The organism is Citrobacter sp. RHBSTW-00570 (assembly GCF_013739755.1).
In the GTDB taxonomy this organism is placed as follows: Bacteria; Pseudomonadota; Gammaproteobacteria; order Enterobacterales; family Enterobacteriaceae; genus Citrobacter; species Citrobacter braakii.
This window is the reverse complement of sequence record NZ_CP056399.1, coordinates 3915334-3934563: the sequence shown is the minus strand read 5'-3', so window position 1 is coordinate 3934563 and position 19230 is coordinate 3915334. Positions and strand designations below refer to the sequence as shown.

Here is a 19230-nt window from a genome sequence, read left to right as displayed (position 1 = left end):
AAGAAGGCCTGAGAAACTCAGGCCGCTACTTATTAGAAAGTGGTAGGAGTGTGGGCACTGATGATGCGGCAGATCCCTGCCGAGGTGTTGCTGAAGCTATGTGGTATACCGGTGTTAATGGCATAACTTTGTCCTGCAACAAGATGATACGTTTGACCGTTGATGGTCAGTATCACTTCACCTTCTAGTATTGTCCCAATCTCTTCACCCTGGTGTTTAATTCTCTCCCCGGTTGTCGTACCTGGCTGATAGGTTTCAAACATCATGGCCAGCGTACGATTCGGATTTCCGTTGTGTACCAGCTTCATGGATACTCCCTGACTCCCGATCTCAATCAAATCATCCTGATTGATAACCACCTGCGGTTCGTCAGGCTTTTCCGGTTCCGCGAAGAACTCGGAGAGCGACAGCCCATAAACTTTCAATAGCTTTTGCAGCGTACTGATGGCAGGACTGACTTTATCCTGCTCTATGGTGCTGATGGCGCTATGCGTTAACCCAGACAGTTCGGCGGCACGACGCTGTGAAAGACCCAATTGCTGGCGGATCTCTGACAAACGTTTACCCGGCGCCAGGCCGTCATCGCTCATAATTGCATTTCCTTAACTGTAGTGGTCAGAGTCGCTGTTTTTCAGCGAGGTGGTTCTGACAAGCGGTGATAAAACCTTCAAGTAACAAACGCGACAGGGCGTATTCGCTACTGTTCCATTCCGGGTGCCACTGCACGCCAAGCGCGAAAGGATGGTCGTGAACGCTGGCTGCCTCCACTAATCCATCCTGCGAGCGTGCTTCCACGCGCAGTTGCGGGCCAAGGGTTTTTGCGCCCTGACCATGCAAGGAGTTAACCCAAAACGTGCTGCAACCTGGTATTAGCTGAGATAGCAATCCTCCCTGTTGAACCTGGACTTCATGAGATGGCGCATATTGCTGCTCCACCGGGAGTTCCGCATCTTCACGATGTTCCAGGAACTGTGAGTGATCGCACAGGCGACGATACAGAGTCCCGCCAGTGGCGACAACTAATTCCTGTAAGCCCCGGCAGATGGCGAAAATGGGAATGCGCCTTTCGAGCCCGGCGGTAATTAGCGCCATGCTCAGAAGATCACGCCCGGGATCGGCGTCAGACTCATCGCCATTTTCACCATAAAGGTGCGGCTGCACATTGCTTGGGCTTCCTGGCAGGAAGATACCATCCAGTTTCGGTAACAGCGCGTTCAGTAATTCGGGTTCCGCAAGCGCATGGGGAATCGCTATCGGTAATCCACCGGCGTTCAATACTGCATTCAGGTACTTTTCTTGCAGAGTCTGGGTCTCGTGACCCTTAAGCCTGTTCCTACACATCACTACACCAATAACTGGCTTGTCAAATATATTGCCCATGATCGACCTCACGTTTTGGAATAAATTATTGCCAAACGGTTCCTTGTTATGCCATTCCGTTCATTATTTTCTCAATCTAGCAGTGGAATAACCTTCTAGCAAACTTAATTTAACATTTGACAAACAATTTGTTTGCATCCAGAGTCGAAGGGTGGACATTATATTTAACAGTCAAATCACAGAACAGCTTACAGGCCAACGGCGGTGAATCATGGAAACCAATATCGTAGAAGTTGAGAATTTTGTTCAGCATTCTGAAGAGAGACGAAGTAGCGCGTTTGCGCGTGAAGTTAAGCAGTATCTGGAGCGCTATCCCAACACGCAGTTCGTGGATGTGCTGTTAACCGACCTGAATGGTTGTTTTCGTGGTAAACGCATTCCCGTTGCGGGATTACACAAGTTAGAGAAAGGCTGCTATTTCCCGGCATCCGTTTTCGCGATGGATATTCTTGGCAATGTGGTCGAAGAGGCGGGATTAGGCCAGGAGCTTGGCGAACCGGATCGGACCTGTGTCCCGGTGCCTGGCACGTTAACGCCTTCGGCCGCCGATCCGGAATGTATTGCGCAGATGATGCTGACGATGCTGGATGAAGATGGCGCTCCCTTTGACGTTGAGCCGCGGAACGTACTTAACCGACTCTGGCAGAAACTTCGCCAGCGCGGTCTGTTCCCCGTCGTAGCGGTAGAGCTGGAGTTCTATTTACTCGATCGTAAGCGCGATCCCGAAGGTTATCTGCAGCCGCCGTGCGCGCCGGGAACGGACGATCGGAATACGCAAAGTCAGGTTTACTCGGTTGATAACCTGAACCACTTTGCTGATGTGCTGAACGATATCGATGAACTGGCCCGTTTGCAGCTGATCCCGGCTGACGGCGCGGTGGCTGAAGCCTCCCCTGGGCAGTTTGAAATCAACCTCTACCATACCGATAACGTACTCGACGCCTGCGACGACGCGCTGGCGCTGAAACGGCTGGTACGGCTGGTGGCGGAGAAACATAAGATGCATGCCACGTTTATGGCAAAACCTTATGAGGAGCATGCCGGTAGCGGAATGCATATCCACATCAGCATTATGAATAATAAAGGCGAGAACGTGTTAGCCGATGCGAATGGCGATGATTCCGCGTTACTTAAACGTGCGCTTGCCGGGATGATTGATCTGATGCCTGCGTCAATGGCGCTGCTGGCGCCGAATGTGAACTCTTATCGCCGCTTCCAGCCGGGGATGTATGTTCCGACCCAGGCTTCCTGGGGGCACAACAACCGTACGGTGGCGCTGCGCATTCCCTGCGGCGATCGTGATAACCATCGGGTTGAATATCGCGTGGCGGGGGCTGACGCCAACCCGTATCTGGTGATGTCGACCATTCTGGCGGGGATCCTGCATGGGCTGGATAACGAGCTGCCGTTGCAGGAAGAGGTGGAAGGCAACGGCCTGGAGCAGGAAGGGCTACCGTTCCCGATCCGCCAGAGCGATGCGCTGTGGGAGTTCATGCAAAATGACAGTCTGCGTGAGTTGCTCGGGGAGCGTTTTAGCCATGTGTATCACGCCTGTAAACACGATGAACTGATCCAGTTTGAACGCCTGATTACCGACACTGAAATTGAGTGGATGCTGAAAAACGCCTGACAGGAAAGTGGCCCGGCGGCGGAATGTTTGTCGGGCCTGTCGCATTGTTTAGTCATTGAAAAAAAGAAGTCGCATCATGCGGTCTGAGCGGAGCCAGCCCGTCAATATTGCAGGATCACCTGCCATTTCCCGGATGTCGCGTAATGGAGCGGCTTGCGACAACGGGTCTTCAGATAACCGACAGAGTTTGTGACGAGGAAATGTGATGATGCCAATGTTTAAAAACCCGCCCCGCGTGAGCATCCATGGCTCCCGCAGTAAGTACGGACCGCATCTGTGCCGTGCAACATTGACGCCTTTCTTTTGGCTTTCCACCCCGACACGACCCAGGTCTGCTGTACCCACGTTTCGAACGCAGATCTTGGCCCGTGGCGGGGAGGAAAGCTATGTCGACTAATTCTTCTGTGGATCTCGCGGCCCAGCCGGGCAAAGCACAGTTGCGTAAATCCCTCAAGCTGTGGCAGGTGGTGGTGATGGGGCTGGCCTATCTCACACCGATGACCGTATTTGACACCTTTGGTATTGTTTCGGGAATCAGCAATGGCCATGTTCCGGCCTCCTATCTGCTGGCCCTGGCGGGCGTGCTGTTTACCGCCATCAGTTACGGAAAGCTGGTACGCCAGTTTCCACAAGCCGGTTCGGCCTACACCTATGCGCAAAAAGCAATCAACCCGCATGTGGGGTTTATGGTCGGCTGGTCGTCACTGCTTGATTACCTGTTCCTGCCGATGATTAACGTCCTGCTGGCGAAAATTTACCTTTCCGCGCTGTTCCCGGGCGTTGCGCCATGGATTTGGGTGGTGATGTTTGTAGCGATCCTCACCGCGGCCAATTTGAAAAGCGTTAATCTGGTGGCGAACTTCAATGCGCTGTTTGTACTGGTGCAGGTCGCGATAATCGTGGTGTTCATTGTTCTCGTGGTGCAGGGGCTGCACAAAGGCGAAGGGGTTGGGACCGTCTGGTCGCTGCAACCGTTTATCAGCCAGAATGCGCATTTGATCCCGATTATCACCGGGGCGACCATCGTCTGCTTCTCGTTTCTCGGTTTTGATGCGGTAACCACGCTCTCTGAAGAGACACCGGATGCCGCGCGTACCATTCCAAAAGCAATTTTCCTTACCGCGCTTTACGGCGGACTGATCTTCATTGCTGCCTCGTTCTTTATGCAGCTGTTCTTTCCGGATATTAGCCGATTTAAAGACCCGGACGCGGCGCTGCCGGAGATTGCGCTGTACGTTGGCGGCAAACTGTTCCAGTCTATTTTCTTGTGTACGACCTTTGTGAATACGCTGGCGTCAGGTCTGGCGTCCCATGCCAGCGTTTCGCGTCTGCTGTACGTGATGGGCCGCGATAACGTCTTCCCGGAGAAGTACTTCGGCTATGTCCATCCGAAATGGCGTACACCCGCGCTGAACGTCATTATGGTCGGGATTGTGGCACTCTCGGCCCTGTTTTTTGACCTGGTGACCGCCACTGCGTTGATTAACTTTGGCGCGCTGGTGGCCTTTACGTTCGTTAATTTGTCCGTGTTTAACCACTTCTGGCGTCGTGAAGGGCGTAAGCATACCTGGCAGGAAAAGTTGCACTACCTGGTATTGCCAATGGTCGGCGCCGCCACCGTTGCCGTACTGTGGGTGAACCTGGAGGTGACATCGCTGACGCTGGGACTGGTATGGGCTGGCGTGGGGTTGGTGTATCTCGCCTACCTGACCGGACGTTTCCGCAAGCCGCCGCCGCAGTTTGACGCCGCGAAATCTGAGCAGGCCTGGGAGTGATAGAAACTTCAGGTATTAACAACAGGGCGCGCCGTCAGGGGCAACCCCCTTCAGACGTCCGGTGACGGCGTGTCCTGCGGTATTTATTAATGTCGTGAAATGCGTGGGCTATAGTAAAGATGGCCGTTATTTCTCATCATTAATAACCGTGAGCGGGGGATGTGAATGAAGAAGATACTGATGCTGGTCGGCGATTATGTCGAAGATTATGAAACGATGGTGCCTTTTCAGGCGTTGCAGATGCTGGGCCATCGTGTTGATGCCGTCTGTCCGGATAAAAGTCAGGGGGACTACGTTCAAACCGCTATTCATGATTTTGATGGGGCGCAGACCTACAGTGAAAAACCGGGTCATCGTTTTACGCTGAATGCGAATTTTGCCGAGGCGCGGGCCACCGATTACGACGCGCTGCTGATCCCCGGCGGACGTGCTCCGGAATATCTCCGGCTGAATCCGGATGTCATTAAGCTGGTGCAAGATTTCAACGCTGCCGGTAAGCCTATCGCCGCGGTCTGTCATGGACCTCAGCTGTTAGCGGCGGCGGGGGTGTTAGAAAACCGGACCTGTAGCGCCTATCCGGCCTGTGCGCCGGAAGTTCGTCTGAGCGGCGGGCATTACGCAGATATCGGCATTGATCAAGCCCACGTGGATGGCAATCTGATTACCGCGCCTGCATGGCCCGCGCATCCGCAATGGCTGGCTAAATTTGTTGAAGTATTAATGAAGTAAGCGATGAAAAAAGTCGGTATAACCTGCCTGGCTATACCGACTGTAGATATTACCTCTGTATGAGTGCGAACACGCCCCAACTAATGTACTCCCGGGTGAAGGCTACGTGGCGTGCTGGTGAACTCCTCAGTTGCTCTCTGACTTCCGGGGCAAATTCATCGTCCGGATTTGCCTCCAGCCACCGGCGCATCGTCAGCCATTTGGCCGCCTCGTATCTGTCCCAACCCTCCTGGTCAGCCAGTACCATTTCAACCACGTCATAACCGAGCAGGTCGAAAGATGAAACGAGCTCTGGCAGAGAAAGAAAATCGGCCACGGCGGTGGCACCGCAAGCCTGGGCGATCTTCTCCGTGGCGGGTATTTGACGCCAGTACGGTTCGCCGATGAGTATGATCCCACCTGGTTTGAGACTTAGTTCCAGTTGTCTGATCGTTCCAGCGACGCCGCCGGCAATCCAGGTCGCACCAACGCAGGCGGCAATATCGAATTTTTCTTCGGCGATATAACCTGTTGCATCGGCATGAATAAAACGCACGTGCTCATTGACTCCCAACTCTTTGGCCCGCAGGGTGGCTTGCTCACTGAACAGCCGGCTCATATCGATACCAACGCCGGAAATACCGTGATCACGTGCCCAGGTGCACAACATCTCACCCGAACCGCTGCCGAGGTCCAGAATGCGTGTTCCCGGTGCCATCCGTAAAACCTGGCCTAACGTGGCGTATTTCTGTGCGGTGAACGGATTATGAATGCGATGTGCGCTTTCGCTGATGGTAAAAATCTTTGGGATATCCATCTCTCTCTCTCTCCTTTAGCGATTATCAAGTTGGGCGCGAACGTTGTTCAGGCCGGTCGTATTAATACGGTAGGGCTGACCATTGACGGATTTGATCAGTTTCTTGGTTCTGAGCTTTTTGAACACCTCGAGCGTGCAGTCGCAGAGCAGCAACCCTTCACGGCTATAGCATTCGACGGAAGTGACGCGGCCAGAGGCATCGCGGACGTGAGCAATACGACCACCTTTGGCGAGAACGTGTAAGGTACGTTGTTCCTGACGGGATAAATTCATACTGGAAAACCTGTTTAATCATCATGTGCAAAACGTGCAAACACACAGCGGTGTCCGCATTCGAATTCGGCGCATTGATAACCAGTCCGGCCTGAAAAGGTCGGGAAGCTGATTATCAGATGATTACATTCTCCAGCATCAAAGCCTCGGGTTGAGTTGAAAGGTATTTACATGCTGAATCATACCTGCAAGACACAGTAGGGGAACTTCCTTGTAGTGGAAGTGTGATCTGTAACGAAAAATTGTATTTCTTTTATTTAATGACTTTTTAATTCTCGTTATGTAAATCGCATTTATTCATTAAATTAATTTAATGTTTCAGCGTCGCCAGAAACGCTATCGGTAGCCATACAGCATTGCTATTCTTTTTTTATCACCTCATTGATTAGTATGATTTACTCTTTTTGCTGGTTAATTTTGTTCTTTGATAAATGCTCCTTTATCATAATTGTGGTTTTAAATGAAATTTGCAATTTAATGTTTTTAAGAATTTTCTTAACGTGGCTAAGTGTGTATACTCGGTCCTGCAAGAAGCGCTTCTGTTATCATTAAAACTATAAGTATGTCCTTAACACCCGTATTACCTCTGCCCTGAATCTCTTCTCGGGGGAGAGGTTTTTTTTGCCTGTATATTATTTAGCCTATCGTCATAAATAGAAATTTTAATATTATCGTTATTCATGTTCACATTATTGGTTACGACGATTTAGCTCTACTGACCCCTACGGCAATATTGAAATAGTATCAGCCTGAATCTATTTCATAGTGAATAGTATAATTCTGGCTATGTTTATGTGGGTATTATATAGCTTTCCTTATAACTGCCTTTTTTTCAGCGCGATAGAAGTTTTTTGCTTTTGAGGTAATTGTGATTTTGTTCACGGATTTTAGTGCGCGAAGTGGCTATTTGTAGAGAGGTGCAAACGGTTGCATGTTGCTGATACAGTATTCGTTCATTAAAAAAATATAGCGATGGTATGTCTTATGCCAGTACAGAGTACAGGAATCTAAATGATTTCTATTATCTCATAGGTATAGGGATGCCGTTTATGACTTCTGTTAGCTTAACACCATGGGAAATAGCAGTAAAAACAGACAGGGAATATGATTTTATCAATCAGAAAGGAGTTTTTTAATCGCAGATATAATCACTGGCCTTTTTATCTTCCTTTATATAAATCGTTGTCGTAATGCCCATAAAATCAGCGTTCTGGGATGAGCGCTGATTTTATTTGGTTCTCAGATTATTTACTCCACGCTGCATGCAGAACACCTCTCGCAGTACCTCATAAATGATACATTAAAGGATCTCCTGGAATGGATATTGTTGAACGCTTTATTAACTACACGAAAATCAATACCACGACATCAAGGGAAAACGGCGCTAATGGGATAATGCCTTCTTCTCCTGGTCAAATGGAACTGGCAAAACTGCTTGCAGCAGAACTTGAAGCATTAGGAATGGAAAACATTGAGGTCAGGGATACCGCTATAGTGACGGCAACCTTACCTGCAAATACTGATGACACGATCCCGGTGGTCTCTTTTTTTGGTCATCTGGATACCAGTGCGGAACAGACCGCAGACACCAAAGCACAGCGCCTGCATTATCACGGCGGGGATTTATGCCTGAACAAAGAGCTGAATATTTACCTGCGCGAAAGTGAATTTCCGGAACTGAAAAATTATATCGGTGATGACCTGCTGGTGACCGACGGGACCAGTCTGTTGGGCGCTGATGATAAAGCAGCCATCGCCGCGATTATGAATGCTCTTGAGTATCTGGTCGCACACCCGGAAATAAAACATGGGCCGGTAAAAGTGGGTTTTGTCCCGGATGAGGAACAGGGCTTGCGTGGCGCAAAAGCGTTTGATGTTGCCGCGTTTGGTGCTGATTTTGGCTATACCCTGGATTGCTGCGGTATCGGTGAGTTTGTTTACGAGAACTGGAATGCGGGCGATGCGGAAATCATCTTTACCGGCCAGTCCGCACACCCGATGTCGGCCAAAGGTAAGTTAAAGAATTCGCTGCTGATGGCGCATAAGTTTATTGCCATGCTCCCAGGGGGAGAAGCGCCTGAATATACGGAAGGGCGCGAAGGATATTACTGGGTAAAACAGCTACAGGGTAACAGTGCCCGCACGGTACTTAAGCTGGATATCCGCGATTTCAGTGAAGAAGGTTATAAGGCGCGTATGGCGTTTATTCGCCAGCTTGCCGTCAGCACCTGTGCCCTGTGGGGGGAAAACAGCGTGGTCTGTCATTTAGCCGATCGCTACGCGAATGTGTTGAACAGTTTGCAGGGGGACGCTCACTACCCGATTGATATTGCATTCCGCGCGTATCAGAAATGCGGCATAACGCCCGCACCTGTCGCCATGCGTGGCGGGTATGATGGCGCGGTGCTGTCGCAGAAAGGATTGCCGTGCCCGAATATTTTTACCGGTGCTCATAACTTCCATTCAATTTATGAGTATCTGCCGGTGCGTTCTCTGCGGGCCGCCAGTGATGTGGTGGTGGCGGTGATTGAGGAAACTTATACTGAGTTCGCGCAGCGGAGAGCTCAGTCATGATTCAGGTGTTAATCGCACTTCTGGTTATCGTGGTGGTCGCGCGTCTGATTCTGAAAGGTTACCGCGCTGAACCGGTGCTCTTCATTGCGGGCTTAGTCTTGATGATTTGCACCGCGTTAACCGGATGGGGGTCCGTATTACCGAAGGGGGTTGCCAGTACGGGAATTTCCTTTCTCGATCCTTTCGAGGTAATGCGCGATCTCTTCAGCACGCGCGCCGCCGATCTCGGCCTGATGATCATGGCGTTAATGGGATTTGCGCATTACATGGATCATATCGGCGCAAATGAGGCGGTCGTGCGGGTAGTAACGAAACCCTTACGGGCGCTGCGTTCACCCTATGTGCTCCTCTTTTTCTCCTACCTGCTCGCCAGCCTCCTGCAGTTGGCCATTCCTTCGGCAACCGGGCTTGCCGTGTTGCTGATGGGGACGATGTTCCCCATTATGCTGGGGTTAGGGCTCTCAGCGGCCTCGGCTGCCGGGGTCATTGCTACTTCGCTTGGCGTGGCTTACACCCCGACGGCAATCGATGCTATCAGGGGCTCTAAAGCAGTGAATATGGATGTAGTGGAATATGTTGTTTACCACCAGGGACCCGCCGCGCTGGCAACGGTTCTGGTTGTCGGCGTGTGCCATTTTTTCTGGCAGCGGCATTGCGACCGTAAAGCAGGGACGTTACCGCGGGAAATCGGTAGCGCAGAAGTGACTGATTCAGGAAAATCCCCGGCTTTTTACGCGCTGCTCCCCATGCTTCCGATACTGATGGCAGTAGGATCATCCGAAATGTTCGTCAGGGGTATCAACCTGAATATTATCACCATTGTCCTCATTTCAATGACCATCTGTATGCTGATTGAATGGCTGCGAGTGCGTGATTTAAAGTCGGTCTGCGAAGGTTTCAGCCATTTCCTGAAAGGAATGGGCACTGCGTTTACCGGTGTGGTTGGACTGTTGGTTGCGGCAGGGGTTTTTGCTCACGGAATTAAAGTCATCGGTGCGATCGATCAGCTCATTCTGATGGCCGAACACGTGGGATTACCGCCGTTTGCCATGGCGGTAGTATTTGCGCTGGTGACGCTGGCCGCGGCTATCATTATGGGGTCGGGGAATGCGCCATTCCTCGCCTTCGTTGAGCTCATCCCGCAAATTGCCGCCAGTATGGGCGCTAACGCCGTTGCCATGATCCTGCCGATGCAGCAGGCATCGCATATGGGACGGGCCATTTCACCGGTATCCGGCGTCGTGATTGCCGTTTCCAGCGGAGCGAAAATAACCCCATTCGATGTGGTGAAGCGTACCGCCGTACCGCTGATTGTGGGGTTCGTTACTCACACCCTGATCATCGGTATTTTCTATTAACCGTACCAGCGACAAGCCAACTTCCGGTTCATTGAATCCGGAGGTTGGCTTTTTGAATTAGGCGAAATTTAAAAGCGTTAATATTACTGATACCTGTATAAAAAGCCTTGCCTGCTACTGTGAGGCTGACTGTCGCTCAGCGGAGGATAAAATGCGATTTCATTAGGATGTTTAATGGCTGTTTAGCGTTGAAATGGGTGTTTGTCTGGTGTGTCTGGTCAAAACTATCAGGATATTTCTTCTAATCAGCAATTTTTGAAGTTTTATGATGATCATATTTTTAACAGTAGGTGGAATTGATAACCTGTGAGTATTATTAGTTTTTATCTTTATCGTATAATTCTTATTATTTATCGCTGAGCCATCTGGGCATCAATGATTAATAAGAGTGATGTGTTAAGTTTGCAATTTTATTACATAGGGATTAATTAATCTGGATCATATTTTGATGTTTTTAGTTGTAGTATTTTTTAAAATGAAATGATGCAAGATTTACATGTAATAATGATTTATTTGGGCAGGTTTAAGTGGTAAGGGATTCAGGAAAAGTTAGTACGTTACGACACCATTATCAGGATGACCTGGAAGCGTTTACCTGGAGTGCATTGGTAGCAATTGGTATCGCAATACGGGACCGTAAGATTCATTCTAAAATGTCAGAGCATCTTTTTATTATGCAATGGCTGGCCATCGCTAAAAAAAGAAAACTCTTCTCAAGGAACGTAGTCAATGAACTTCAATGGTTAATTGATGAAGGCAAGAAAAAAAGCCTCAATGCACAACTTAAATTTAAAATAGAATATCTATACTCGACTTCGAGTGGCGATGTATCGATGCAAAACGACTATTTTAAGTTTACTCATACGATTGAGGTGTTGAGAAATAATGGCTGGGAAAGCTTTCTGCTTACGCCAGAGAAATGGCGAGATCTGCATGAAAAGATTAAGGTAAGAGAAGGTAATTTTATTTTTATGGATGACACTCGGCTGCAGGCGTGTTTTGGCGTGCAGGGTGAGATTGTCAAACCCTTCTGTATCCGGGTATATGGCGATGTTGAGTTTGCAAAGTTAACGTTCATTAAACATAACCTTCCGGCTGAATTTGTAAAACACGTTTCAAATGAGTTTTATCACTTCCATTTTCTTCTGGTAAGTAATGCTTAACTGACGATGTGAACAATGTGCTGTTAATGCAAAGAATAGATTGATCAACTTGTAAATTTATCGGATAGAAACCACGCGCCAAGGACAGCGAATGTTTACTCGAAAGTTAGTGATTGCCAACGAATGGATAAGGTTGTCTGATATTCCAGACAGTGTGTCCATTTCTTTTCGGGGCGTTCTCGAGATAACTGAAAGTACAGGTGTGCCAGACGCCAGCACGCCGTTGTTACGTTTAGAAAATGAAATGGCACCGATCACCGTCGATTCGTTGTCCTGGGTGCGGGTGCCTGTCGATAGTCAGAAAGACATTACCGTTTATATCCATAAATAATATTAATGTTGAATAGTTTTGGCCTTATTTTTGCCAATGTTAGAGGGCTGCTGTTTATCGCAGTATGTCCCCCTGAGTAATTAATTTATTACCTAAGAATGAATGCGGAAACTTTCTAATAATTAACCATTTTACAGGTTAAGGTATTGCGTGATGTGTCGATAACAATTAAGTCGTAGAGGATTTTTATTGTTATGGAGATGTTTAAATGTTAAAGAATATGAGAATTAAAACCAGCCTGTTATTATTACTGTTGTTATTTACCTTCATGCAGTTCTTTTCCAATGGATTTGAGTTAGTTGATCTCAAAGGAAATCAAAAAAATACGTTATTACTACATAACATCATTAAGGAGCAGGATACCCTGCATAAGGTCGTTGAGGCTGTTTATAAAGTCAGAAGCGTTCGTGATAATATTCAACAACATAATGCGACCGATGCCCGACAGACAGTGAATCAAATGCAAGAGCAGATGGCGTATGCCAGAAAACAGTTCGATATTTTCTGGGGTATTCCTGGATTGACGGCTGACGATCTGCAAATCGGTAAAGTCATCAGAACGGCTTTTGAGCAACAAATGAATGCTGAGCAAAAGTCTATTGATACATTAAATCAGATGCTTTCCAGCAACAGTATTATTAATGCACAAGAAAATGCTAATGCGGAACTGCTCGCGGCTCGCAAAAATTTCGATAACGAAGTGACGAATTATTACAAATCAACAATGCTGATTGGTGAGAAGATCGTTGCACAAACACACGTTCAGTTTAATACCTCGATCCTGAAAGTATCCGTGATCCTGGTCATTACGGTGCTTATCTTCTTTATCTGTAATTTCTGGTTGAACCGGACCATCATTCAGCCTTTAAAAATCGTTTCTGAACATTTTGCGCGGATTGGTAAAGGCGATCTCAGCCATCCTGTTAAGGTATCGGGTAACAATGAAATCGGCATACTGTGCTTAAATTTGCATAATATGCAAAAAGGCCTACGCGAGACTGTCAGCACTATTCGCGATGGCGTTGAGTCTATTAATATCGGTATGCAGGAAATTGCTTCCGGTAATTCCGATTTATCAACCAGAACGGAACAGCAGGCTGCGGCAGTCGTTGAAACGGCGGCCAGTATGGAGCAGATTTCAGTCACAACAAAAAATAATACTGATAAATCACATCAGGCATCCGTCATGACCAGCGAAAGCACGGAAATGGCATTGCGTGGCGAGCGTTTAATGAGTGATATGGTTGAGAAAATTCACCTGATCAGCCGTAATGCGCAAGGCGTGAACGAAATATCCAATGTTATTGATAGTATTGCTTTTCAAACCAATATCCTGGCATTAAACGCGGCGGTGGAAGCTGCACGCGCTGGTGAGTCCGGGCGTGGGTTTGCCGTTGTGGCGAGCGAAGTCCGAACGCTTGCTCAGCGCAGCGCCTCCTCGGCGAAAGAAATCAGTGAACTGGTTGCCAAAGCGGCAATTAGCGTCAAGGAAGGGGTAGAGATAGCTGAAAACAGTGGCGCCATGATGGCGGATATTGCGAAGGCAATACGCAACATTAATGTCTTAATGGAAGATATCTCCGGAGCCTCGGGGGAACAGAGTCGCGGCATCGAACAGATCCGGGTTGCGGTAACGCAAATGGAGCAAGTGACTCAGCAAAACGCCTCGCTGGTTGAGGAGATAGCCGCCACGACAGGCAGTGTGGAAGAGCAGTCAGCAATGCTATCCCAGGCTGTGGCGGTGTTCCAGGTGGAGGAAAACCAGCCTTCAGCATAATAAGTAGAGTACAAACTCGGCGGGTATCGTGGTGCGTTTGACGTGCCCGTTTATGACAGTGAGAAAGGTTGAGCTGCACACGGCTCACAGACCGCAGCTCATCAGGTGTCAATGTTGCCTGATGAGCTGCGCGAGAAAAATATCGGGAATGACGTTCTCCAGCGCGATTTGAAATCGTATTCGTCATATTGATAATAATTCTCATTATTATTGTTGTGTTGTACAGGTAATGGTAATGTTGCTTCAGTTATCAACCGTTAATCCCATTTCCTGTGCAGAAGACAGCATGAACAACACCACCGCCCTGAATACGTCCAGACGCGTAGCCCGCACCTTCTCCGTCAGCGAGTTTATGGATTTTGGTGAGCGTTACGGGATCGATTACCGTTTTCCCCTGCTGGCGCAAAAGCCGGATTTGTCGTCTTGCAGCCCCGTTTTGCAGGGGGAGGTTGAGGAGATGACGCTCCCCTGCGGGATGTGTGTCACGCACTCTGATGTGCAGGTGCTACAACCTTACGAAACCACCTCCCGCCACAGCAGTCCTCTGTATATGCTGGTGGTTCTGGAAGGCTGCGTCATCCTGACGCTCAACGGGCAGGAGCATGTGGTGCGTTCCGGGATGGCGTTTAGCTCACGCTTGAGCGAGCATCAGACGATGCGTGCCCGCCATCATGCTGACTGCAAACTGCGCACGTTATCGCTCGGTCTGTATCCCGACGGCGCGTGGCGCACGGGGTTGCTCGAATCGTTGATGCGTGAGTGGGAAAGATGCGAAACGCCGACGCTTATCTGGCAGGTGCCGGGGTTTTTACTCAGCGGCCTGCAGTATGCGCAGCGGAGCACGATCGGTCATGTTTCTCGCCAACTGATGCTGGAAGGGCTGATATTACAACTGTTTGGCCATGGCCTCAGCGTGTGTCAGGTCGAGAGTGGCAAGCGGCTTGCGGCAAGCGGTGAACAGCAGCGGCTGGAGGTCGTTCGTCGTCTGCTGGAGCAGAGTCCCGAGAATGACTACACCCTCAATGCCCTGGCCCAACGCGCGGCGATGAGCCCCAGCAGCCTGCGCAGCAAGTTCCGTGCGGCCTATGGCTGTTCCGTCTTTGACTATCTGCGTGATTGCCGTCTGGAACGCGCGCGCGGCTATTTACTGGAAGGATACAGCGTACAGCAGGCGGCCTGGATGTCGGGTTATCAACATGCTACCAACTTCTCTACCGCATTTCGGCGTCGTTACGGCTTTTCGCCTGGCGATGTGCTCAAACTTTGCTAATCCATTTTTACGTTTTTCGCACGTGCCTTCCCGACAATTTGGCACTGCGCATAGGCAACCTGGCATCCTGCATAGCTATCTCCGTTAGCAAAAAGGTAATAATTCTCACTTACAATTAGACATGCCTTTGGAGATATTCATGTTCGCGAAGACTCGGTTGGCGCTATTGGTGGGATGGGTGACCGGTAGCGTGGCTTTTCCTCTGCTGGCGCAGGAAACAACAAAAAACGATACGGTGGTTGTCACCTCGCAAATGCAAAGCGGGGCCACGAAGCTCGCCACGCCGGATATTGAAACGCCTCAGTCGGTATCGATCATTACCCGTGAACAGTTTGAAGAGCAGGGCGCAACCAGCGTGCGCCAGGCCGTAAGCTATACGCCGGGGGTGTACAGCAATCAGATTGGTGCCTCCAACCGCTTTGACTATATTGTGCTGCGTGGTTTCTCGGATGGTAGCCTGGACAACGTCTATCTGGATGGCCTGAAGATGATGGGGGACACCAACTCACACAGCTCGCTGGTGGTTGATCCGTGGTTCCTCGAAGATATCGAAGTGGTACGCGGCCCGGCTTCCGTACTGTATGGCCGTTCTTCTCCGGGCGGTATTGTCGCGCTGACATCACGTAAGCCGTCGTTTGATGCCGGCGGAGAAGTGAAACTGTTTGCTGGCAACAATAACCAGCGCGGCGCGGCGTTTGACGTCACTGGGGCGCTGGATGATAACGATCGCGTGGCGGCACGACTGAGTGGAATGACGCGTTACGCGGACTCGCAGTTTGGCCCATTGAAGGAAGAACGTTATGCGCTGATGCCAAGCCTGACCTGGCGCATCACCGACCAGACGCGTCTGGATCTGATGGCTTATCTGCACCGTGACCCGGAAGGCGGAAGCCACTCCGGTCTGCCGTATGACGGCACCGTGGTTCCACATTACGGGCAAAAGATCTCCAACACCTTTTACGAAGGCGAGGATGATTACGACAAATACGATCGCCGTGAAAACATGGTGGGCTACAACGTTGAGCACCTGTTTGATAACGGCTGGTCGGTGCGGCAAAAACTGCGCTACCTGCATACCGACGTTGAGCTGAATCAGGTGTATGCGGCGGGCTGGCTGAATGAAACCGAGCTTAACCGCGGCTACTCCGGCTCCGATGAAAAAATGTCAGCGATTACGCTGGATAACCAACTCGACGGCAGCTTTGATACCTGGCAGGTCAACCACCGTGTGCTGGTGGGGATCGACTATCAGGATCGCAGCAACAATACCACCGGTTACTACGGTGCATTCCCGCCGATTGACGCCTTTAACCCGGTATACGGCGCGCAGCCTGATTACATCAACATGTATGCGCGTGAGAAGCACAAGCTGCGCCAGACAGGCTACTACTTGCAGGATCAGATGTCATGGGATCGCTGGCGTATTACGCTCGGCGGTCGCTACGATCAGGTCAGCGTTTCTAACATTGATAAGATCAACAATACCCGCAGCGATCTGGACAAAAACAACTTCAGCACCCGTGCTGCGCTGCTCTATTTGTTCGATAACGGCTTTGCGCCGTATGTGAGTTATTCCACCGCCTTTACGCCAACCAGCTTTGCCGATGAGAACGGCAATCTGCTGGATCCGATGAAAGGCAAGCAGTGGGAAGCCGGGCTGAAATATGAGCCGGAAGGACTCAACAGTCAGTTCAGCGCGTCGGTATTCCGTATCAATCAGACGAATATTGCCACCAAAGAAGAGCCGACCGATCCGTACCGCTCGATTGGGGAAATTGAGTCTGAAGGGGTGGAGCTGGAGGCCATTAGCCAACTGACGGAGAGCTTCCGTCTGCAGGCGGCGTATACCTATACCGACATTCGCTATAAGAAAAGCAGCCCGGAAGAGCAGGGTAAGCGTGCAGTGTACGCGCCGCGTAACCAGGCCAGTACCTGGCTGAGCTACGATGTGAAAAGCGGTCCGCTGGATGGCCTGACGCTGGGCTCAGGCGTGCGTTATGTCAACGGTATTGCCAGCGATCGCCTGAATACTCACACTCTGCCGTCCTACACGCTGGTGGATATGGCAATTGGCTACGACTTAACGAATATCGGTATTAAAGGGTTGAGCGCTCAGTTGAACGTCAACAACCTGACCGACAAGCGCTACGTTGCGGCTTGTAATTCGCTCTCATACTGCTACTTCGGCGCCGAGCGCAGCATTGTCGGCAGCGTTTCATGGAAGTTCTGAGTATCGTTTTTTAGCCGGATGGCGGCGCTGGCGCCTTATCAAGCCTACAGTTGCGTGCAAATTGTAGGCCTGATAAGCGCAGCGCCATCAGGCTGGGGGATTGCGGTTATTGCGTAAAACCGTTTTGCATACAAATCTGCGCGCTGGTTCTCAGGGTAAAGGCGACTTTGTCTGGGTACTGGCTGTAATAGTTATGCTCTTCTTCCAACCCTTTCGCCTGCGCCAGACGTACCGTTTCCAGCGAGCAGGTACGGTAGATCAGGTCTTTATTCATATTGGTCTGCTTTTCACGCTGTTTATCTGCGGACAGCGCCAGCCAGCTCTCGGACAGCGAGTAATCGTAGACCACCCGGTTTCCTTTCGCCTGCACATTTTCAATGGTAATGAATTCGTCGATTTTCAGTCTTGGTTGCCCACGCATTTTTTTCTTATCTTCTGCTGCGGCATATTGGGCCAGCGCATTAATATCCATGCCTGCTATTTTCTGTTTATAGATATCGACATAAGCGGCGGGCTGCTGATAACGCTGAGCGTAAGCGTTTCTTAATTCTCCATCGCTCACCGTACAACCCGCCAGAAACAGAGGTAAAAGCAGCGCCAGTTTTATTTTAGTCATGATGTTATCCCGTTCATTATTGTGGTCCCAGTCGCCCATAACATAATAAAAAAATGATTACGGGTGATATTTAAGGTTGTATAAACGGGGGCACGATGACACAAGTTCAATAGTCTTAAAATGGCGTTACAGGCAGGAAACCCTGCCAGAATTGGCAGGGGTTTTGAACATACTGGTAAAGCATTAATGGCCGATCATTTTTGCTTTCGGGATCAACTGGAAATACAGGTGGTCCGGTACCGGCGTATCCCAGACATTGGCATATACCGCGTAACCAATAGTGGCAAACAGAATCCCCAGCACCAGTATTGTCATGGCAACACCCGACAGTGCCGTTTGTCGCCATAACGCTTTACCGCTGCCTTTTGCACCCGGCGGTGTCTGCAGGGAAAAGCTCAATGTTGAAGCCACCGGGCAGGATTCAACACAGGTCATGCAGCCAGTGCATTCCACAGTACGCACCTGAATCAGTCTGTCGACCGGGATTTTCGATGGGCAATTTTTCGCGCATTTCCCGCAATCAATGCAACTGTCGGCGTTGCGGCGGATTTTAAACGGCGAGAACAGCGAGAACAGACCAAGCAGTGCGCCGTAAGGGCACAGATAACGACACCAGGCGTTGCGAATAAACAGGCTCAGGAGGCTGATAACCACCACGGAGATGAGCGTGGCGGAGCCAATATGGCGAAAGAAATCGAGCATCTTCACATCGATGATGATTCCATAGGCTGACGTCAGAAAGTACTGAATCCCCTGGGCGGGCATCGACAGGGCGATATACAAGAAAAACCCCAGCAGCAGATACTTCAGGCTGAGCAGCGGGATATCCAGCCAGCGCGGCAGCGTAAAGTTACGACCGAATAATTTTCTCCCCAGATTACCGAGCAGTTCGGAAAGCGTCCCCACCGGGCATAACCATGAACAGAAAGCTTTTTTTAACAACAGGCTAATCAGGATAAACGCAACTAACAGCAGCATTGAGGCGGCATGGATAGGCGGAAGAAAACCGGTCTCTAGCGTATAGCGGAAATTCATCAAACCCGCTATCGGCAGCCATCCCTCAATACCGCCGGGCCTTGGAATATAAACGCTGGTGCCGGCGGTTTCGAAATAGCGGACCCAATACCAGAACGCCACGCCAATATAAATATTGATAGCCAGCAGGAGAAACTGGGTGGCTTTTCGCCAGCTGCTGGCGTTGCGCCAGTCATTCCACGGCAGTTTGCCCCCGGTCGTGCCTGGGCGGCGCTGCCAGCGCGTTCTCATCTTCCCGTTCATGGTTTTATAGTATCCCTCATATTTCCCCTTCTGCATTCAGAAGGCGTCAT

The 19230-nt window shown here is 50.0% G+C and carries 16 protein-coding genes; 10 read left to right on the top strand and 6 right to left on the bottom strand.

Translation table 11 applies throughout. The annotated features are described in order from the left end of the window. Positions 1-32 precede the first annotated feature (32 nt). Positions 33-590 carry an HTH-type transcriptional regulator PuuR gene (puuR, locus tag HV237_RS18735; protein ID WP_016151913.1) on the bottom strand — a complete coding sequence of 186 codons (558 nt, stop codon included), beginning with the start codon at positions 588-590 and terminating at the stop codon, positions 33-35. Positions 591-615: 25 nt separating this feature from the next. Further along, positions 616-1380 carry a gamma-glutamyl-gamma-aminobutyrate hydrolase gene (gene puuD, locus HV237_RS18730; RefSeq protein ID WP_016151914.1) on the bottom strand — a complete coding sequence of 255 codons (765 nt, stop codon included), beginning with the start codon at positions 1378-1380 and terminating at the stop codon, positions 616-618. Between the two features lie 211 nt (positions 1381-1591). Here puuD and HV237_RS18725 point away from each other — a divergent pair, with 211 nt between their 5' ends. From HV237_RS18725 to HV237_RS18715, 3 genes are all read left to right on the top strand, one after another. Next, positions 1592-3010: a glutamine synthetase family protein gene (locus HV237_RS18725; protein WP_046276299.1), complete on the top strand. Its 1419-nt coding sequence runs from the start codon at positions 1592-1594 to the stop codon at positions 3008-3010. A 386-nt stretch (positions 3011-3396) separates the two neighbouring features. Beyond that, positions 3397-4785 carry an APC family permease gene (locus HV237_RS18720; protein WP_016151916.1) on the top strand — a complete coding sequence of 463 codons (1389 nt, stop codon included), beginning with the start codon at positions 3397-3399 and terminating at the stop codon, positions 4783-4785. Between the two features lie 165 nt (positions 4786-4950). After that, complete coding sequence (locus HV237_RS18715; protein ID WP_016151930.1) at positions 4951-5514, top strand: DJ-1/PfpI family protein; 564 nt, start codon at positions 4951-4953, stop codon at positions 5512-5514. Positions 5515-5563: 49 nt separating this feature from the next. Here HV237_RS18715 and HV237_RS18710 read toward each other — a convergent pair whose 3' ends face one another. Further along, on the bottom strand, positions 5564-6310 hold the full coding sequence (locus HV237_RS18710) for a class I SAM-dependent methyltransferase (RefSeq protein WP_047357645.1): 747 nt from the start codon (positions 6308-6310) through the stop codon (positions 5564-5566). A 15-nt stretch (positions 6311-6325) separates the two neighbouring features. Further along, the gene (locus tag HV237_RS18705) at positions 6326-6583 is read right to left on the bottom strand and encodes a YjhX family toxin (protein ID WP_016151932.1); all 258 of its coding nucleotides are present in this window, start codon (positions 6581-6583) and stop codon (positions 6326-6328) included. 1317 nt (positions 6584-7900) lie between these two features. Here HV237_RS18705 and pepT point away from each other — a divergent pair. The 7 genes from pepT (at position 7901) to foxA (ending at position 17286) form a co-directional block, all read left to right on the top strand. Next, the gene (gene pepT / locus HV237_RS18700) at positions 7901-9157 is read left to right on the top strand and encodes a peptidase T (protein WP_016155790.1); all 1257 of its coding nucleotides are present in this window, start codon (positions 7901-7903) and stop codon (positions 9155-9157) included. Continuing rightward, positions 9154-10515: a C4-dicarboxylate transporter DcuC gene (gene dcuC, locus HV237_RS18695; RefSeq protein ID WP_016151934.1), complete on the top strand. Its 1362-nt coding sequence runs from the start codon at positions 9154-9156 to the stop codon at positions 10513-10515. Before pepT ends, dcuC begins: the two co-directional genes overlap by 4 nt. A 527-nt stretch (positions 10516-11042) precedes the next feature. Continuing rightward, the gene (locus HV237_RS18690) at positions 11043-11678 is read left to right on the top strand and encodes a DUF2913 family protein (RefSeq protein ID WP_046275632.1); all 636 of its coding nucleotides are present in this window, start codon (positions 11043-11045) and stop codon (positions 11676-11678) included. A gap of 91 nt (positions 11679-11769) precedes the next feature. Beyond that, complete coding sequence (locus HV237_RS18685; protein WP_016151936.1) at positions 11770-12009, top strand: hypothetical protein; 240 nt, start codon at positions 11770-11772, stop codon at positions 12007-12009. Between the two features lie 208 nt (positions 12010-12217). Continuing rightward, positions 12218-13786 carry a methyl-accepting chemotaxis protein gene (locus HV237_RS18680; RefSeq protein WP_047357646.1) on the top strand — a complete coding sequence of 523 codons (1569 nt, stop codon included), beginning with the start codon at positions 12218-12220 and terminating at the stop codon, positions 13784-13786. 286 nt (positions 13787-14072) lie between these two features. Then, positions 14073-15056: a helix-turn-helix transcriptional regulator gene (locus HV237_RS18675; RefSeq protein WP_032931274.1), complete on the top strand. Its 984-nt coding sequence runs from the start codon at positions 14073-14075 to the stop codon at positions 15054-15056. Between the two features lie 121 nt (positions 15057-15177). Beyond that, entirely contained in the window at positions 15178-17286 is a 2109-nt protein-coding gene (foxA, locus tag HV237_RS18670) for a ferrioxamine B receptor FoxA (RefSeq protein WP_103928950.1), read from the top strand. Positions 17287-17392: 106 nt separating this feature from the next. Here the strand turns inward: foxA and HV237_RS18665 are convergent, their stop codons facing one another. Beyond that, a complete protein-coding gene (locus tag HV237_RS18665; RefSeq protein WP_223307927.1) occupies positions 17393-17902 on the bottom strand; it encodes a hypothetical protein in 510 nt (169 codons plus the stop codon). A 183-nt stretch (positions 17903-18085) separates the two neighbouring features. Then, positions 18086-19180, bottom strand: coding sequence for a 4Fe-4S binding protein (locus tag HV237_RS18660; RefSeq protein ID WP_032931024.1), 1095 nt, complete (start codon positions 19178-19180; stop codon positions 18086-18088). Positions 19181-19230: the final 50 nt, after the last annotated feature.

Bases quoted from the DNA above. Each gene is read 5' to 3' on its own strand.
- puuR (WP_016151913.1), bottom strand. From the start codon at position 590: ATGAGCGATGACGGCCTGGCGCCGGGTAAACGTTTGTCAGAGATCCGC.
- puuD (WP_016151914.1), bottom strand. From the start codon at position 1,380: ATGGGCAATATATTTGACAAGCCAGTTATTGGTGTAGTGATGTGTAGG.
- HV237_RS18725 (WP_046276299.1), top strand. From the start codon at position 1,592: ATGGAAACCAATATCGTAGAAGTTGAGAATTTTGTTCAGCATTCTGAA.
- HV237_RS18720 (WP_016151916.1), top strand. From the start codon at position 3,397: ATGTCGACTAATTCTTCTGTGGATCTCGCGGCCCAGCCGGGCAAAGCA.
- HV237_RS18715 (WP_016151930.1), top strand. From the start codon at position 4,951: ATGAAGAAGATACTGATGCTGGTCGGCGATTATGTCGAAGATTATGAA.
- HV237_RS18710 (WP_047357645.1), bottom strand. From the start codon at position 6,310: ATGGATATCCCAAAGATTTTTACCATCAGCGAAAGCGCACATCGCATT.
- HV237_RS18705 (WP_016151932.1), bottom strand. From the start codon at position 6,583: ATGAATTTATCCCGTCAGGAACAACGTACCTTACACGTTCTCGCCAAA.
- pepT (WP_016155790.1), top strand. From the start codon at position 7,901: ATGGATATTGTTGAACGCTTTATTAACTACACGAAAATCAATACCACG.
- dcuC (WP_016151934.1), top strand. From the start codon at position 9,154: ATGATTCAGGTGTTAATCGCACTTCTGGTTATCGTGGTGGTCGCGCGT.
- HV237_RS18685 (WP_016151936.1), top strand. From the start codon at position 11,770: ATGTTTACTCGAAAGTTAGTGATTGCCAACGAATGGATAAGGTTGTCT.
- HV237_RS18680 (WP_047357646.1), top strand. From the start codon at position 12,218: ATGTTAAAGAATATGAGAATTAAAACCAGCCTGTTATTATTACTGTTG.
- HV237_RS18675 (WP_032931274.1), top strand. From the start codon at position 14,073: ATGAACAACACCACCGCCCTGAATACGTCCAGACGCGTAGCCCGCACC.
- foxA (WP_103928950.1), top strand. From the start codon at position 15,178: ATGCCTTTGGAGATATTCATGTTCGCGAAGACTCGGTTGGCGCTATTG.
- HV237_RS18665 (WP_223307927.1), bottom strand. From the start codon at position 17,902: ATGACTAAAATAAAACTGGCGCTGCTTTTACCTCTGTTTCTGGCGGGT.
- HV237_RS18660 (WP_032931024.1), bottom strand. From the start codon at position 19,180: ATGAACGGGAAGATGAGAACGCGCTGGCAGCGCCGCCCAGGCACGACC.